General features: G+C 70.7%; 16 protein-coding genes and 4 pseudogenes. 5 read left to right on the top strand and 15 right to left on the bottom strand.

Annotation, left to right across the window (positions count from 1 at the left end; genetic code table 11):
* Nucleotides 1-25: 25 nt before the first annotated feature.
* The 3 genes from ACFT7S_RS30265 to ACFT7S_RS30255 all read left to right on the top strand — a co-directional run bounded on the left by ACFT7S_RS30265 (nucleotide 26) and on the right by ACFT7S_RS30255 (nucleotide 3,128).
* Nucleotides 26-766: an ABC transporter substrate-binding protein gene (locus ACFT7S_RS30265; protein WP_382737329.1), complete on the top strand. Its 741-nt coding sequence runs from the start codon at nucleotides 26-28 to the stop codon at nucleotides 764-766.
* A gap of 49 nt (nucleotides 767-815) precedes the next feature.
* Nucleotides 816-1,793 (top strand): asparaginase, encoded by a 978-nt coding sequence (locus tag ACFT7S_RS30260; protein WP_382737327.1) that lies wholly within the window; start codon nucleotides 816-818, stop codon nucleotides 1,791-1,793.
* Nucleotides 1,794-1,877: 84 nt separating this feature from the next.
* On the top strand, nucleotides 1,878-3,128 hold the full coding sequence (locus ACFT7S_RS30255) for a GNAT family N-acetyltransferase (RefSeq protein ID WP_382737325.1): 1,251 nt from the start codon (nucleotides 1,878-1,880) through the stop codon (nucleotides 3,126-3,128).
* 96 nt (nucleotides 3,129-3,224) lie between these two features.
* Here ACFT7S_RS30255 and ACFT7S_RS30250 read toward each other — a convergent pair.
* A pseudogene (locus ACFT7S_RS30250) lies at nucleotides 3,225-3,638 on the bottom strand (ATP-binding cassette domain-containing protein); the annotation flags it as partial.
* An 88-nt stretch (nucleotides 3,639-3,726) separates the two neighbouring features.
* On the opposite strand from ACFT7S_RS30250, the gene ACFT7S_RS30245 reads away from it, so the two are divergent.
* Nucleotides 3,727-4,509, top strand: a complete 783-nt coding sequence (locus ACFT7S_RS30245) for a TetR/AcrR family transcriptional regulator (protein WP_382737323.1) — start codon at nucleotides 3,727-3,729, stop codon at nucleotides 4,507-4,509.
* Between the two features lie 11 nt (nucleotides 4,510-4,520).
* Here ACFT7S_RS30245 and ACFT7S_RS30240 read toward each other — a convergent pair whose 3' ends face one another.
* The gene (locus tag ACFT7S_RS30240) at nucleotides 4,521-5,507 is read right to left on the bottom strand and encodes a zinc-binding dehydrogenase (protein ID WP_382737366.1); all 987 of its coding nucleotides are present in this window, start codon (nucleotides 5,505-5,507) and stop codon (nucleotides 4,521-4,523) included.
* Nucleotides 5,508-5,611: 104 nt separating this feature from the next.
* Here ACFT7S_RS30240 and ACFT7S_RS30235 point away from each other — a divergent pair, with 104 nt between their 5' ends.
* Nucleotides 5,612-6,265: a TetR family transcriptional regulator gene (locus ACFT7S_RS30235; protein WP_382737321.1), complete on the top strand. Its 654-nt coding sequence runs from the start codon at nucleotides 5,612-5,614 to the stop codon at nucleotides 6,263-6,265.
* 78 nt (nucleotides 6,266-6,343) lie between these two features.
* Here the strand turns inward: ACFT7S_RS30235 and ACFT7S_RS30230 are convergent, their stop codons facing one another.
* The 13 genes and pseudogenes from ACFT7S_RS30230 to ACFT7S_RS30170 all read right to left on the bottom strand — a co-directional run bounded on the left by ACFT7S_RS30230 (nucleotide 6,344) and on the right by ACFT7S_RS30170 (nucleotide 15,795).
* Nucleotides 6,344-6,961 (bottom strand): HAD family hydrolase, encoded by a 618-nt coding sequence (locus ACFT7S_RS30230; protein WP_382737365.1) that lies wholly within the window; start codon nucleotides 6,959-6,961, stop codon nucleotides 6,344-6,346.
* Between the two features lie 69 nt (nucleotides 6,962-7,030).
* Nucleotides 7,031-7,669 (bottom strand): annotated as a pseudogene (locus ACFT7S_RS30225) (HAD family hydrolase); the annotation flags it as partial.
* 58 nt (nucleotides 7,670-7,727) lie between these two features.
* Entirely contained in the window at nucleotides 7,728-8,252 is a 525-nt protein-coding gene (locus ACFT7S_RS30220; RefSeq protein ID WP_382737319.1) for a TIGR03618 family F420-dependent PPOX class oxidoreductase, read from the bottom strand.
* 32 nt (nucleotides 8,253-8,284) lie between these two features.
* Nucleotides 8,285-9,751, bottom strand: a complete 1,467-nt coding sequence (locus tag ACFT7S_RS30215; RefSeq protein ID WP_382737318.1) for an MFS transporter — start codon at nucleotides 9,749-9,751, stop codon at nucleotides 8,285-8,287.
* 119 nt (nucleotides 9,752-9,870) lie between these two features.
* Nucleotides 9,871-10,359: a MarR family winged helix-turn-helix transcriptional regulator gene (locus tag ACFT7S_RS30210; protein ID WP_382737316.1), complete on the bottom strand. Its 489-nt coding sequence runs from the start codon at nucleotides 10,357-10,359 to the stop codon at nucleotides 9,871-9,873.
* A gap of 58 nt (nucleotides 10,360-10,417) precedes the next feature.
* Complete coding sequence (locus tag ACFT7S_RS30205) at nucleotides 10,418-10,759, bottom strand: deoxyxylulose-5-phosphate synthase (protein ID WP_382737314.1); 342 nt, start codon at nucleotides 10,757-10,759, stop codon at nucleotides 10,418-10,420.
* A 117-nt stretch (nucleotides 10,760-10,876) separates the two neighbouring features.
* Nucleotides 10,877-11,191 (bottom strand): annotated as a pseudogene (locus ACFT7S_RS30200) (YciI family protein); the annotation flags it as partial.
* Complete coding sequence (locus ACFT7S_RS30195; RefSeq protein WP_382737312.1) at nucleotides 11,192-11,470, bottom strand: DUF5958 family protein; 279 nt, start codon at nucleotides 11,468-11,470, stop codon at nucleotides 11,192-11,194.
* 34 nt (nucleotides 11,471-11,504) lie between these two features.
* A pseudogene (locus ACFT7S_RS30190) lies at nucleotides 11,505-11,846 on the bottom strand (DUF664 domain-containing protein); the annotation flags it as partial.
* Between the two features lie 35 nt (nucleotides 11,847-11,881).
* On the bottom strand, nucleotides 11,882-12,553 hold the full coding sequence (locus ACFT7S_RS30185) for a hypothetical protein (RefSeq protein ID WP_382737364.1): 672 nt from the start codon (nucleotides 12,551-12,553) through the stop codon (nucleotides 11,882-11,884).
* A gap of 222 nt (nucleotides 12,554-12,775) precedes the next feature.
* Nucleotides 12,776-13,774: a type I glyceraldehyde-3-phosphate dehydrogenase gene (gene gap / locus ACFT7S_RS30180; RefSeq protein WP_382737310.1), complete on the bottom strand. Its 999-nt coding sequence runs from the start codon at nucleotides 13,772-13,774 to the stop codon at nucleotides 12,776-12,778.
* Between the two features lie 106 nt (nucleotides 13,775-13,880).
* The gene (locus ACFT7S_RS30175) at nucleotides 13,881-14,873 is read right to left on the bottom strand and encodes a GlxA family transcriptional regulator (protein WP_382737308.1); all 993 of its coding nucleotides are present in this window, start codon (nucleotides 14,871-14,873) and stop codon (nucleotides 13,881-13,883) included.
* A 298-nt stretch (nucleotides 14,874-15,171) separates the two neighbouring features.
* Complete coding sequence (locus tag ACFT7S_RS30170; RefSeq protein WP_382737306.1) at nucleotides 15,172-15,795, bottom strand: histidine phosphatase family protein; 624 nt, start codon at nucleotides 15,793-15,795, stop codon at nucleotides 15,172-15,174.
* Nucleotides 15,796-16,000 lie beyond the last annotated feature (205 nt).

Here is a 16,000-nt window from a genome sequence, read left to right as displayed (position 1 = left end):
GCACCGGTCGAGGGGACGGAACAGCATGAGTACATATGGAGCCGGGCAGTCACCCGGTGCCGTACCGACGACCCGTACCGGCATCATGCGGCCACCCGTACAGCGGACCGGTGTCCCACAGGGTCCAGGACAGCCAGGACAGCCGGGACAGCAGGGCGCGGTCCATGGGACGGGCCCGGCGGCGACGACCCTGCCCGTGTCCGGACCCACGTCCGTACCCGAACAGTCCGCCGTGCCCGGCGCGTCCGTCGTGCCCGGCGCGGGGGAGGGGCTGTCCGCGGTGCGCGCCCAGCCCGAGTTCCGCGGCCTGCGCCTGCCGGAGCTGCGCACGCTCCGCAAGAACGCGCAGCGCGACGAGGCCGACCTCAGTTACGTACGCAGGCTCGTCCAGGGCCGCATCGACATCCTCAAGGCCGAGCTGGCCCGCCGCCGGGACCCGGAGACCCCGGTGGTCGACCGGCTCTCGGAGATCCTCGCCGACGCCCCGTCGCTGCACCGGTCGTCCGCCCGGCACGTCACCCTCACGACGCCGCGCAGCGACGAGTACCGGCAACTGGCCGCGGAGACGCTCGCCGACGTGGAGCTGTCCGACCTCGACGCCCGGACGGACGACGAGCTGCACACCGCCATGGGGCGGCTCGTCCGCTACGAGCAGCAGGTCTCCCGGCGCCGTCACCGCCTCCAGCGCACCGCCGACGATTGCAGCGCGGAGATCGCACGCAGGTACCGTGACGGGGAAGCACAAGTAGACGACCTGCTCGCCTGAGGCAATCCTTCCGGGGGCGGGTCACCCGCCCGTCCCCCGGAAGGCCACCATGACCTCCAGCGCCGCCCCCTCGCCCGCCATAGCCCCCGCCCGGCCCGTCCTGGCCGAGGTCGTACGGTCCGGTTTCGTCGAGGGCCTCCACCGGGGGTCGCTGGTGGTGCTGGCCGCCGACGGGAGTGTGGAGTACGCGCTGGGGGACCCGGCCGCGCCCGTCTTCCCGCGCTCCTCCAACAAGCCGATGCAGGCCGCCGCGATCCTGCGGGCCGGACTGGATCTCGGCGGGGAGCGGCTGGCGCTGGCCGCGGCGAGCCACTCGGGGGAGGGCTTCCACCTCGATCTCGTACGCAAGATGCTCGCCGAGCACGGACTGACGCCCGACGATCTGCAGACCCCGCCGGATCTGCCGCTGGACGCTGTCGAGGCCGAGTCGTACCTCGCCTCCGGGCAGGTCCGGGAGCGGCTCACGATGAACTGTTCCGGCAAGCACACGGCGATGCTCGCGGTCTGCGTACAGAACGGCTGGGACACGGCGAGCTATCTCGACCCGGCGCACCCGCTCCAGCAGCTGGTGCACCAGGTGGTCGAGGAGGCGGCGGGCGAGCCGGTCGCCTCGGTCGGCACGGACGGCTGCGGGGCCCCGCTGATGGCGATCGGTCTGGTGGGCCTGGCGCGCGCGTTCCGGTCCTTCGTCCTGGCCGAGCCGGGCACGGCGGAGCGACGGGTAGCGGATGCGATGCGCGCCCACCCCGAGTACGTCGCGGGGACGCGGCGCCCCGACACCTGGCTGATGCGGGAGGTGCCGGGCACGCTCTCGAAGATGGGTGCGGAGGCGGTCCAGGCGGTGGCCCTCGCGGACGGCAGGGCCCTGGCCTTCAAGATCGACGACGGTGCGACGCGCGCGCTGGGTCCGGTGCTGGCCCGCTCGCTGGAACTGCTGGGCATCGACTCCCCGGTGGTCTCCCGGATCGGCCGGGCGCCGCTGCTGGGCGGCAGCGCCGAAGTGGGCGAAATCCGCGCGGCGTTCTGACGGCCGGGCGCTGGTCCGGGCGTTGGTCCGGGCAGGGCGTCAATGCACGAGACATTCCGGCGGGGCTGTGGTTAGCGTGGCCGCATGAACCTTGATCTCCGCACCGTCTCCGAGGCCGACTACCCCGAGTGGCTGCGGGCCGTGGGAACCGGATTTCTGCGCTCGGCGGCGCCGGCGGAGGGCGAGATCAAGGGACGTCTGGCCCATACCGATCTGAGCCGGGTGCGTGGTGTCTTCGACGGCGAGCGGTGTGTGGCGACCTTCCGGTCGTTCGCCCAGGAGCTGACCGTCGTTGGCGGTGCCACCGTGCAAGCCGATGCGATCTGCGGGGTGACGGTGACGCCCACGCACCGCCGCCGCGGACTGCTCGGCCGGATGATGGCGGCGGATCTGTCGGCGGCGAAGGAGCGGGGCGATGTGGTCGCCTCGCTGATCGCGGCGGAGTATCCGATCTACGGGCGGTACGGCTTCGGTCCGGCGACGTGGACGACGGAGTGGGAGATCGACGTCACCCGCGCCGGCCTGGACCCGCGCCGCCCGGTCCCTTCGGCGGCGGACGGCGGCCGGATCGACCTGGTGGACGGCGCGGAGGTACGCAAGATCGGCCCCGCACTCCATGACCGGCTGGCGGCGCGTACGCCCGGAGTGATCAGCCGCGACGAGCGCTGGTGGCAGCTCGGCACGGGCGTCGGCGTGCCGGAGTCCGACGGGTGGACGGACCCGTTCTACGCGGTCTACCGCTCGGCGGACGGCGAGGTCGACGGGCTGGTCGCGTATCGGGCCGACGACAACTGGGGCGACGCGAAGCAGCCGTTGAACAAGGCGACGGTGAAGCACCTGATCGCGGCGACCCCGGCGGCGGAGCGGGCGCTGTGGCAGTTCGTCTGCTCGATCGACTGGATCACCACGGTCCGCTCGGGCTACCGCGCCCCCGACGACCTGCTGCCCCTGCTCCTCCCGGACCCCCGCGCCGCCCGCATCGTGACCCAGGCGGACTGGCTGTGGCTGAGGATCCTGGACGTCACCCGTGCGCTGGAGGCCCGCACCTACGCGACCGAAGCAACCCTGGTCCTGGACGTCCAGGACACGACGGGCCTCACCGCAGGCCGCTTCCGCCTGGACGCCTCCCCGTCGGGCGCCACCTGCGTACCGACGACGGAGAGCGCCGATCTGACCCTGGACGTACGGGAGTTGGGGACGCTGTACCTGGGCGACGAATCGGTTCTCCGGCTGGTGGACCTCGGCCGGATCGAGGAGAGCCGTGCGGGCGCGGCGGCGGAGGCCGATGCGGTGTTCCGTGCGGGTCGGCGGGCTTGGTGCCCGGACATGTTCTGACAGGATCGGCAACTCCCGCTTGATGGTGCGAAGTTGTAGCGTTCTGTTGTGACTCCTGAGCGCACAGCTATGAATGGCGACCGGAGGTCAACGTGCAGGTACGGCTGAGCCGACGAGCCCGGCTGCCAGGTCGAGGCGGCGGCGCATGCCTCCGGAGTACGTACGGACGAGGCGGCGGGCCGCGTCGGTGAGGCCGAAGCGTACGAGGAGTTCGTCCGCGCGGCGCCAGGCCTCGGTGCGTGAGAGGCCGGTCAGGCGGGCCATCATGCGCAGGTTCTCCTCGCCGGTCTGGGTCTCGTCGACGGCGGCGAACTGGCCGGTCAGGCTGATCGCCCGGCGGACCTTGCCTCGCTCGGTGGCGATGTCGTACCCGGCGACGCGGGCAGTGCCCGAGTCGGCCTCGGTGAGCGTGGCGAGGATGCGTACGGCCGGCTTCCCGTAGGACTTGGTGAGGCCGTATGCCTCGATCGTGCCGGGCGGCGCCTTCGTATCGCTATCGCTCCCGCTCACGACCGGTCTCCTTCTGCGTATGGCGTACGCGTTATTGCGTAAGCATTACGCATATCTAGGATGGTGGTCAAGGGAAGGTGGGGTCCAGGTGGTTGAGAAGAACGGCACGCCGGGCGGTACGGGCCTGCCGGCCAGCATCGAGGCCGCCTGGGGGCTGCGCGAGCGCCCGGTCAAGGGACCGAAGCCGGGGCTGACCCTGGACCGCATCGTCGCCGCCGCCACGGCGGTGGCGACGACGGAGGGGCTGTCCGCCGTCTCCATGGGCCGGGTCGCCAAGGATCTGGGGGCGTCGACCATGGCGCTCTACCGGTACGTCTCCGCCAAGGACGAGCTCTACGTCCTGATGCAGGAGGCGGCCATGGGCCCGCCCGCCCCGCTGCCCGCCCTGGAGACGGGGGCGGGCTGGCGCGAGGCGATCAGCCAGTGGGCCGGGTCGCAGCGCGAGGTGTTCCACCGCAACCTCTGGATGCTCCGCATCCCGATCGCGGGCCCGCCCGCGAGCCCCAACTCGGTCGCCTGGTGGGACCAGGGACTCCAGGCGCTGGACGGCAGCGGCCTCCACGAGGGCGACAAGATCTCCGTCATCCTCCTCGTCTCCGGTTTCGTACGGAACGAGGCGCTGCTGATGAGCGACCTCGCCGCGGCCGTCGAGGCGCGGGGCGTCCCCGCGCGGGACGTGATGGCCGCGTGGGAACACACCCTGAACCGGCTCGTCGACCCCGTACGGCATCCGGCGCTCTCACGGCTGCTGGAGGCCGGTGTGCTGAGCGAGCCCGCCGAGCCGGACTACGAGTTCACCTTCGGCCTGGCCCGGCTCCTGGACGGCATCGACGTGCTCGTCCAGCGGCGGCGGGCGGAGGGCGGGACCTGAAAGCGGGCCGCTCAGCCGGTCCGTGTGGTGAGCAGCGCCTTGCCGAGCAGGCTGCGCGCCTCGATCGCCGCATGCGCCCGCCCCGCGTCCTCCAGCGGGAACACCTCCCCGATCACCGACCGCAGCCGCCCGGCGGCGGCCTCCGCGAGCGCCAGACCGGCCAGCCGTACGTGCTCCGCGTCCGACAGCTGTACGTCCCCGATGCCGAGCAGGGTGATCGAGCGCCGCGCCGCCTCCTCCGGGTCCACGGGTGCGAACCCGCCGGTCGGCGCCCCGTGCGCGGAGAACCGCCCGCCGTCCGCCACCAGCGGCAGGGCCGCCAGGCCCACCTGGCCCCCGACGCCGTCCAGCACCACATCGGCCGGGCCGCCCGCCTCGGCGAGGGCCGCACGGGTCTGCTCCACCCAGTCCGCCGCCGCCCCGTCGATCACCGTGTCGGCGCCCAACTCCCGTACCAGAGCGGTCTTCCGCTCGCCGCGCGCCACCGCCACCACATGGGTGCCCGCCGCGTGTGCCAGCTGGACCAGCAGGGTCCCCATGCCGCCCGACGCGCCGAGGACCAGGACCCGTTCACCCGGCTTCGGGGCCGTCGACTCCAGCAGGGCGAGGGCCGTCACACCGTCGTGGACGAGCGCCGCCGCCTCACGCAGCCCGAGCGCGTCCGGTACAGGCGCCAGCAGCTCGGCGGGGACCGTGGCCCGCTCCGCGTAACCGCCGGAGAAGCCCACCGAGGCGATCACCCGGCGCCCGGTCCAGGAGGCGTCGACGCCTTCACCGGCGGTACGCACCGTGCCGGCGACGCCGCCGCCGGGGACGTACGGCACCTGGACCGGGAACACCTCGTTGAAGTTGCCGGAGCGGATCTGGGTCTCCACGAAGATCGTGTCGACGTACGCCACATCGATCAGCACCTCGCCCGGTGCCGCGACCGGGTCCGGGCGCTCCGCCGCGACCAGAACCTCCGGGCCACCGAACTCCTGAGCCAGTGCCACACGCATACGGATCACGCCTCTCCCGTGCCGGCGGCCGGTCGTTCCGGCGCCCTGGGGACCACTCTGGGACGTCAAGTCCACTTGAGGTCAAGGGCGTAGGCTAAGCAGTCATGAGTGGAGAGAAGTCCAGGTCCGGGGCGGCGGCGCACGCGCCGGTCGGTCTGCGTGAGCGCAAGAAACAACTCACCTATCAGGCGGTCTCCGACGCCGCGATCGCGATGTTCCTGGAACGGGGCTTCGACAAGGTCTCGGTGGCGGAGGTGGCGGCCGCCGCCGATATCTCCAAGCCGACGCTGTTCCGGTACTTCCCGGCCAAGGAAGACCTCGTACTGCACCGGTTCGCCGACCACGAGGACGAGGCCGCCCGGGTCGTCGCCGGCCGCGCGGACGGCGAATCGCCGCTGGACGCGCTGCACCGCCACTTCCTCGCCGGGCTGACGGGCCGCGACCCGGTGACCGGCCTCTGCGACAACCCGCACGTCCTCGCCTTCCACCGCCTGCTGTACGGCACGCCCGCGCTGGTCGCCCGGATGTACGCGTACCAGGGCCGCTCGGAGGCGGCACTCGCCCGGGCCCTGGGCGACGGGGTCGCGGCACGGCTCGCCGCGGGGCAGATCGTCGCTGTCCTGCGCATCCTGGCCGAGGAGAACTGGCGGCGGATCGACGCCGGGGAGAGCGCGGACCAGGTGTACCCGGGCGCGGTGGAGGCCGCGGAGCTGGCCTTTGTGCAGCTGAGGTCGGGCTTGGGGCAGGGGCTGGGTTAAGGGCTCGCGGTCAGGGTGGCGGCGAACGCCTACCGGTGCGTGGCGAGTCGGCCATGCCCCCGGACAGCACGTGGTCGGTCACGCCGCCTCCTCCTGGCCGCCGCCGTCCGCCAGCAGCGCGCTCAACGGGGCGTACAGGTGGGCGAGTTCGCGGTAGAGGACGCCGGTCATGCCCAGCGCGACGGCCGCGTCGACGTTCTCCTGCCGGTCGTCCACGAACAGGCACCGGTTCACCGGCACCCCCGCGCGGGCCGCCGCCGTCTCGTAGATGGCCCGGTCCGGCTTGGCGACGCCCTCCCGGGCGCTGCTGACCACGTGGTCGGCCAGGTCGTCGATGCCCAACGCGGTGAGGTCCTCCTCCAGCTGGACGGACGCGTTGGTGACCAGGACCAGCGGCACCCGCTCCCGCACCCGGCGCAACAACGCCACCACCGCCTCGTCCGCCCGGAACGGCGCCTGGGCGAGCGCGTGCCCCAGTTCGTACGCCTGCGGTTCGGTCACCCAGCCTGCGAGGCGGGGGACGATGGTCCCGACCCACTCATCAGGGGTGATCCGGCCGAGGAGCAGCGGCAGGTCGACCTCGGGGGAGTAGGCGACCTCCATGGTCGTGCCCTCGGCGAGGCCCGCGGCGCGCTCCAGGGCGGCCAGGTGCGTCGTGTCGTAGAAGCGGATCACGTTGTCGAGGTCGCAGAGCACCGCGTCGAAGGGGCGGTCGGTCTCGAAGTCGGGGCCGGTCACGAAGTCCGGGCCGGTCACGAAGTCCGGGCCGGTCACGAAGCCGACGATGTCGCGTGCCGCCTCGCGCAGGCCGGTGAAGTGCCGGTGGGCGCCGGCCGTGGCGAGCGGCGCGTTCACCGACCAGACGGTCATCCCGGCCCGCAGTCCCGCGAGGACGCCGGACGGGGCGTCCTCGATGACCAGGCAGTCCTCGGGCCGGGCGCCCAGCCGCTCGGCCGCCAGCAGATACGGCACGGGGGACGGCTTGCCCTCCTCGACCGAGGCCGCGTCCACGATCACGTCCGGCATCGGCAGCCCCGTACGGGAGAACCTGCCCCGCACCCGGTGCTCGTAGTTGGACGTCACCAGGGCCCACGACCCGGCGGGCAGGGCTGCCAGCAGGTCCGCGGCGCCCTCGAAGGCCGTGTAGTGGCCGGTCAGGACGTCCTCGTCCTCCAACTCGTGCAGCAGGGCCAGACACGCGGCGGGGTCCAGGCCGGGCGCGACCTCGGCGAACGTCTCCATCGGGCGGGTGCGCAGGGCCGTCCGGTAGACCTCGTCGGGGTCGAGCCCGTGCCGGCGCGCCCAAGTGCCCCAGACGCGGCGCTGGTTGGCGAGCGCGTCGACGAGGGTTCCGTCGACGTCGAAAAGCACGTACTTCGCGGGCATCGCAGATCTCCGTCCCATCCTGTTTCGTGTCCTGCTTCGTGGCTGAGCCGTCGAGTATGCACGGGCCCGGTTGCGCTCACTCGGGCGACGGGATGTCCAGGGCCGTTCCGTACAGGCGGGACACCCGGATACGGATCACCACACGGCGCTCCGCGACCAACTGCTCCAGGAACGCCGCCTCGTCCGCCGGATTCTCGAAACCGGGCGTCAGGGACAGCAGCTCACGTCCGATCGCATCGCCGGGTTCGGTGGTCACCTCCGAGACCTCGGCCTCGCCCTCGGCCACCGCGAAGGACCAGATGTCGGGGCCCTGGACATGGAGGGCGGTGCGCGAATTGCGGCGTACCAGACGGGACTTGAGCCGCTCGTCGGTGGTGGAGACTCGCACGACGCGGGCCTCTTCGTCCCAGTGGTAGAGGACGGTCGACAGGTGGGGATGCCCCGTGCTCCGGACGTTGGCGAGGACCCCGAACTGCTGCTCGCGCAGCAGCCGGGACAGCTCGGGCCCGGTGAGCACGCGGGGCGCGGGCCCGCTCGCCGGCTTCTCGTCCGCCTTTATGTCCGTGTCGGTCGGCTCGGTCGTGGTGTTCGCTGCGTTCATGGCGATGGTTCCTTACGTTCGTAACGGGAGGGTCAGGCGTCGGTCGTGGGGCGGCGCAGTACGAGGAGCGCGACGGCGAAGGCGGTGACGAGCAGTCCCGTACCGACGCCGAAGGCCAGGTGGTAGCCGCCGGTCAGGGCCTCGGCCCGGGTGTGGCCGGCTGCCCGGAGGCTGTCGGTGCGGGTGGCCGCCAGGGTGGAGAGCACAGCGACGCCGAGTGCCATGCCGATCTGCTGCGTGGTGTTGAAGAGCCCCGAGGCGAGCCCGGCGTCCTCGTCCCCCGCGCCGGACATGCCGAGTGTCGTCAGGGCCGGGAGCGCGAGTCCGAAGCCCGCGGCGAGAAGCATCACGGGCAGCAGGTCGGTGACGTAATTCGCCTGCGTGGGAAGGCGGGTGAGGAGCCCGAGCGCGCCGATCAGCAGCACGATCCCGGCCAGCAGGACGCCGCGCTCACCGAAACGGGCGTTCAGACGGGCGGAGACGCCCAGCGATACGGCTCCGATGACCGCGGCGGCCGGAAGCATGGCCAGTCCGGTCTCGGCGGCGCCGTACCCGAGGACGTTCTGGAGGTAGAGGGCCACGAGGATCTGGAACGAGAACAGCGCGGCCACCATCAGCACCTGGACCAGGTTGGCCCCGGAGACGGCGCGGGACCGGAAGATGCGCAGCGGCATGAGCGGGGTACGGGCTGTGGCCTGGCGGACGACGAAGGCGGCGAGCAGGGCGAGCGCGAGTGCTCCGAGACCGAGTGTGGGGGCTGAAGTCCAGCCGTACTCCTCGACCTTGACGACCGTGTAGATGCCGAGCATCAGGCCGGAGGTGACGAGGAGCGCGCCGAGGAGATCGGCTCCCGCCGCCAGTCCGAGGCCGCGGTCGGCGGGCAGGACGCGCAGGGCGAGCGCGAGGGCGGCGAGTCCGATCGGCAGGTTGATGAAGAAGATCCAGTGCCAGTCGAGGGCATCGGTGAGGACGCCGCCGAGTACCTGGCCGATGGACGCGCCCGCCGCGCCGGTGAAGGAGAACACGGCGATGGCCCTGGCGCGTTCGCGGGGGTCGGTGAAGAGGGTGATGAGGATGCCCAGGCCGACCGCGGAGGCCATCGCGCTGCCGACGCCCTGGAGGAAGCGGGCGGCGATCAGTACGGCGGGCGACGCGGCGGCCCCGGCCAGCAGGGAGGCCGCGGTGAACACGGCGGTGCCGGCCACGAACATGCGCTTGCGGCCGATCAGGTCGCCGAGCCGTCCGGCGAGCAGCAGCAGGCTGCCGAACGCGATCAGGTAGGCGTTGACCACCCAGCTGAGGCCGGCGGGGGTGAACCCCAGGTCGCTCTGGATGGCGGGCATCGCCACGGTCACGATCGAACCGTCGAGCACGATCATCAGCATCCCGGTGGCGATCACTCCGAGAGCGAGCCTGCGGGTGCGGAGCGTGGGCGCGGGTGTGGGGGAGGGGGAAGGGCTGGGCGGTGCGGAGGGTATGGACGGTGCGGTGGCAGGCATCGGTCGTCTCCTGTCGGTTGGGTCGACACGAGGAACCGTAGCAGATGGTTTTGTTGCAGACTATCTCTCTCGGTCCTGCTCTCCATTCGCCTCCGCCCCGCCTCCGCCCCCGCCCTCGCCTACCTCTTGCTCTGGCGGGCGCGCCTGACCGGGCCGGGGTTCTCCGCCGGGGTGGCCAGGTGGCCGGCGGTCAGCTGGTTGAGCGCTCGGAGGAGCGCTGTCCGGTCATCCTCGGGAAGCGCGCTGAGCGCGTCCTTGTGTACCCGGTCGGCGATGGCCTGGCTCCGGACGGCCAGTTGGGCGCCCTTCTCGGTGACCGCGATGATCCGGGCGCGCCGGTCACGGCTGGAGGGGCGGCGCTCGGCGAGACCGGCGGCCTCCAGGGCGTCCACGGTCACCACCATCGTGGTCTTGTCCATGTCGCCGATCTCGGCGAGCTGGATCTGGGTGCGCTCCTCTTCCAGGGCGTGGACCAGGACGCAGTGCATGCGCGAGGTCAGCCCGATCTCGGCCAGGGCTGCCGACATCTGGGTGCGCAGGACGTGGCTGGTGTGGTCCAGGAGGAAGGAGAGGTCCGGTTCCGTACGGGCGGGAGTCATGGCGGTCATGCTCACCAGCGTAACAATTAGGTCCGTGACGGATTGTCCGCTAAAAGATGGCCTTGCTTCAGGGGAGCTCGGGGAGCTCGCGCCGGACGAGGGCTTTGGCGAATGGCTCCCCGGTGGTCTCGGCGTACGCCATGCGCTCCCGGACCTCGCCGAGTGTGCGGGGCCGGTAGCCCGGCCCGCCGAAGCAGCAGTTCTTGTGGAAGCGGATGCCCGCGTGCAGCAGGACCGAGAGCGTCCGCCAGGCCGCGGTATCCCTCCGCTTCGGCGCGGCGAAGGCCGAACCGACGTGGATCAGCGGCTCGGCACAGCGTGGACAGACACGGGCGCGTGACCGGTCGTACGGCTGCTTGTACGAGGCCCTGCACGGCAGGCAGACGTACGCGGTCTTCACGTGGGACATGGGCCGAGGGTAGGCGGCGCGCGCTCCGGCTTTCGAGCGCTTTTCTTCGAGCGCGCGGGCAACCCGGGTCCGCAGAGGCCCCGGGCCGGCCCGATGCGACATCCGGCTCCGGCCGGGTCAGCCCTCGTCGATCTGGCGGACCTCGGCGGTGAGGGACCAGCTCGCGGGGTGGACGCGGAGGAACCGGTCGGCCCACTCCAGGGCCTCGGCCTTGCCCTTGGCCCGGATGATGGAGTAGCCGCCGATGACTTCCTTGCTCTCGGTGAAGGGCCCATCGGTGTACGTCATCTTGCCGCCGGACCAGGTGACGCGGGTGCCCTCGGAGGTCGGGGTGAGCCCGGCGGTCTCCAGCATGACTCCGGCCTTGGTGATCTCCTCCAGCAGAGCACCCATGCGCTCACCGAACTCGGGTCCGGGGTCCTCGGCGGGAGATCAGGCCGACGTTTCGGGGGCGCGGACCGCGAGCTGATGCCACGCGTGGCCGCACCCCTCGGCACAGAAGCGCTCCCGTCGGCGTCCGTCGGCGAGGGCCGGCACCGCGATCAGAAGCCGGAACGACTTGAGGCGCTCGTGGGGAGGGGTGAGACTCGCGATCTTCCCGAGCCGTTGGTCGATCCGCCCTCGCGTGATCAGAACAACTGGTGTGTGCGTGGCACGAAGGCCGGCGCGATGACGGTGTCGATCGGTTATGCCGAGCCCTGCGGTGCTCACCCATACCGGCCGAATTTCGGGATGCGGTCCGAAATTACGTGTCGCGGTCGGCTTCCTGAGCTGCGAGCTCCAGTCGGCTTCGATAGTTCTCCCACCACGCCGAGTCGCCCGGCGCCTTGCCGTCGTTGCCCTTGTTCATACCCACGGCACCGTCCAGGAGTTCCCGGACGATATCGGCGTGCCCGGCGTGCCGGTGCGTATCGGAAATCACGCGCACTACGGCATGGTGCAACGTCACCTCGTCTCTGCCTGTCGGCCACCACGGCACTCTGCCGATGGTGTCGAGCGCCAGGGCGTCGATCGTCGCGTCCGCGTGCGCCCACGCGCGGCGGTAGAACTCCACGATGTGCTTCCGTGACTCGTCGACGGTGGCCCACTACGCACCCGCGAAGCCTGTCCGGCAGGCCCAGGTCAGGAAGCCGAGCCAGCCGCGATGGCATAGCCGATCGCGGCGGCTGCGTCGGCAATGCCCGCCAGGGGTGCCTTGTCGTTCAAAGCCGTGACCACATCCTGGGTCAGTGGGCGGAGGGCATACACGTGGCGCACCGCGTTGATGTCGACCGGGACCTCGTAGTAGTCCTCGGCGAACTTCTGGAATGCCTCCGGCGATGGGTCGACCAGCAAGTGGAACAGCCAACCCGAGCCGTCAGGGTCGGCGCTGTCCTCAGGGAAGTCGATCTCTCCCGCCTGCCAGTGCTCGCTTCCCGCCTCACGCCACATGCAGGCCGTCACCCGGGGCATTCCGTCGTCTGTGAAGGCCGGCTCTTCGACGCAACTGCGGAACACCTCGGGGACCGAGTCCACGACGCCCGGCCAGGGCTCGTCGTCGACATACGGGCTCATCGCCGACTCGTGGTCGAAGCCTCGGACATACGCGCCCGCCGGAGAGAAGATGACGTCGAACTCGTCCCCCGAGCCGTTGCGCATGGAGGCGATCTCCTCCGTCTCGGACCAAGCCTGGCTGAATGAGTAGTAGCGCTCGCCGTCAGGGTTCAGCACGGTCTCCAGCATGGCTATCGACCGACACCGTTCCCGCAGCGTCGGGATGTCAGGAAGCGCCTCGGCAACATCGTGAACGGTCATGGTGCCCATCCAAGCGCACTCCACCGTGCCGGGACGCGGTAGTTGGAACTGCGGGGGCCTGGCGACCTGCGTCCCTTCGGGCGGCGGGACACTGCGGTTGGAACCGACGGGAGCCAGGAAGTAACTGGCTGAGCGCTCTAGTTGACCCGGCCGGCCAACTAGAGCGCCAACAGGAGGTGCTGGGCAGCGCGGCCTCCGCAGGAGGGCCGCCCCGGCTTCCGGTCAGCTGGTGGCGAGGAGTTCGAGCGTATCGATCACGCGGTTCGAGAAGCCCCACTCGTTGTCGTACCAGGCGACCACCTTGACGTGGCGGCCGTCGACGCGGGTGAGAGCCGAGTCGAAGATCGCCGAGGCGGGATTGCCCGTGATGTCGGACGACACGAGCGGGTCGTCCGAGTACTCGAGTACGCCCGCGAGCGGCCCCTGCGCCGCGGCGCGGTACGCCGCCAGCACGTCCTCACGCGTCACGTCGCGAGCGACGGCCGTGTTGAGTTCGACGATGGATCCCACCGGAACCGGCACGCGGATCGAGTCGCCCGACAGCTTGCCGTCGAGGTTCGGCAGCACGAGGCCGATCGCCTTGGCAGCGCCTGTCGTGGTCGGCACGATGTTGACAGCGGCCGCGCGGGCGCGGCGGGCGTCCCGGTGCGGGCCGTCCTGCAGGTTCTGCTCCTGCGTGTAGGCGTGCACCGTCGTCATGAAGCCGTGCTCGATGCCGGCAAGATCGTCGAGCACCTTGGCCAGCGGCGCAAGCGCGTTGGTCGTGCACGAGGCGTTCGAGACGATCGTGTGCACCGAAGGGTCGTACGCGTCGGTGTTGACCCCGAACGCGAGTGTGACATCGGCGCCGTCCGCCGGCGCGCTGACGAGTACCCTTTTCGCGCCCGCGTCGATGTGGGCGCGGGCGGCCGTGGCCGACGTGAAGCGGCCGGTCGCCTCAAGCACGATGTCGACGCCGAGCTTGGCCCACGGCAGCTGCGCCGGTTCGCGCTCGGCGAGCACGGTGATGCGGCGGCCGTCCACAACGAGGGCGTCCCCGTCGACAACCACCGGTCGGCCGAGCCGGCCCGCCGTCGTGTCGTAGGAGAGCAGCCGCGCGAGGGTGGCAGGCTCCGTGAGGTCATTGACGGCGACGACCTCCAGGTCGCTGTCGCGTTCGAGCAGTGCGCGCAGCACATTGCGTCCGATGCGGCCGAATCCGTTGATGGCGATGCGAGTCATGAGTGGTGTCCCTTGTTCGGTTCGCCATCAGGTTCTCGTGCGGCATCCGCCGGTGACAGCGGCGTGATCGCCACGGTTCGAAAGGATCACGCCACGTAGTGGTGGGCTACTCGCCCTGGGCGAAGGTGCGCCGGTACTCGCTCGGCGTGGTGTCGAGGATGCGCTGGAAGTGCAGCCGCAGATTCGCACCGGTGCCGAGGCCGACGTCGGCGGCGATCTGCTCGATGCCCCGCTGCGAACGCTCGAGCAGCTCACGGGCCACGTCGATGCGGGCGCGCATGACCCACTGCATCGGTGTGTACCCCGTGTCTTCGACGAAGCGCCGCGAGAACGTGCGCGGCGACACCGCCGCATGCCGGGCGAGCACTTCAAGGGTGAGGGGCTCGCCGAGCCGGTGCAGCGCCCACTCTCGGGTGGCGGCGAACCGCTCGCCGAGCGACTCGGGCACACTGCGCGGCACGTACTGGGCCTGACCGCCGCTGCGGTAGGGGGCCGCCACCAGGCGCCGCGCCGCGTGGTTCGACGCGGACACCCCCAGATCCCCGCGCAGAATGTGCAGGCACAGGTCGATGCCCGAGGCGGCGCCGGCCGACGTCAGCACGCTGCCCTCGTCGACGAACAGAACGTTCGCGTCGACCTGAACGAGTGGACGCTTCGCCGCTAGTGCCCGCGTGTAATGCCAGTGCGTCGTGGCGCGCTTGCCGTCGAGCAGGCCCGTGGCAGCGAGCGCGAAGGCGCCCGTGGAGATGGCGGCGAGCCGCGCGCCCCGATTGTGGGCGGCGATCAGCGCATCAACGACGGCCTGCGGCGGGTCGTCACGGTCCGGGTACCGGTAGCCGGGAACGAAGACGATGTCAGCCCACGCAAGTGCCTCGATGCCGTGGGCGACGTAGTACGACAGGCCGTCGCCGCCGGCCACGAGACCGGGCGCCGCGCCGCACACCCGCACCTCGTACGGCATGCTCGCGCGGGTCGTGAACACCTGCGCAGGAATACCGACATCGAGAGGCTTCGCACCTTCGAGCACGAGGACGGCGACGTGATGCAGGGGTGAGGCTGGCACGGGGAAGAGGGTACGCGGAGGTGCAGGAGGGTGCATCGGCCTAGTTCCCAAAGCCGCGCAGGTCCGCCGGGAACTGTGCCGACATGGGCGCGGACATCGCCCGGTTCCAACATGCGTGACCAGGTTCCAACCAACGCGTCACGGCTCAGCCACTGACACTCACCTGCGGGACCACCGGTGACAACAATCGCTGGAAGGTGACATCTACCGCGTGAAGTTGTCCGGTCTCAGATAGGTCCGGGTGAGGCGGGCCCCTGACCTGCGGTGCCGGGACTTGAGTGAGACGGGTTTCGCAAGGTCGTCTCATTCAAGTCCGAGCGAACGGCCTTGTCGGTCAGATGTGGAGTTCCGGCGGGAAGCCGGTCCAGCGCAGTTCTGCGGGCAGGTGCCGCATGTCGTTGTAGAACAGCACGGAGGACGGCCTGCCGGGTGTGTATCGGATGACCGTCAGAGCTGCGTTGGCGTGGTTGAGGCCCATCCAGCGCCACTCGGGCGCGTCGAGGGCAGCCCGGATCAGCCAGCCGATGAGGAAGTTGTGCGTGACAACCAGTTCATGGCGGGGGAGATCGCCGTCGACCGGGCCTGTGAATTCTGCGAGTGCTTCCCGGGCCAGTGCTGGACCGCGGTTGCGCTCCTCTTCGGGAACCTGAGCGAGGAAGCTGAGCATGGCGTCGGCTGAATCCGGCGGCAGTTCCTCCTTCGTAGGCAGGTAGGGGACGTAGTCGCCGGCCAGTTCCGACTGGTGCAGTGGGACGGCGTCAAGTTGTGCGCTGATCAGCTGGGCCGTCTGTTGCGCCCGAGGCAGTGGCCCGTGGTAGATCGCCGAAAGTGGGGTGCTCTGGAGCCGTTCACCGAGCAGAACGGCTTGGCGTCGGCCGTTTTCCGTCAGGGTGGTCTCATCTGCTGACGCTTCACCGTGCCGGGCGAGGTAGAGGTATCGAGTGGCTGTGTCTGTCATGTCCCGGGTCTCCGTCATCATCCGTGATCTTGTATGTCAGAGATGGACGCTGAGCTCTTTGTGCATAGTTCCGTCGCGGCTGTCCTGTCTCAGTTCTGCCTCGTCGGAGGCTGATGGGGGGCAGGAGGGCTTCGACCTGTCTGGCTGTGGTCTCGATGGTGGTGCTGAGCCATGTGCGGCTGGTGCCTCGCAGGGGCGCCTGCAG

Origin of the sequence: Streptomyces sp. NPDC057136, assembly GCF_042670885.1 — a bacterium.
Taxonomy (GTDB): Bacteria; Actinomycetota; Actinomycetes; order Streptomycetales; family Streptomycetaceae; genus Streptomyces.
This window is presented reverse-complemented; position numbering and strand designations above follow the sequence as displayed.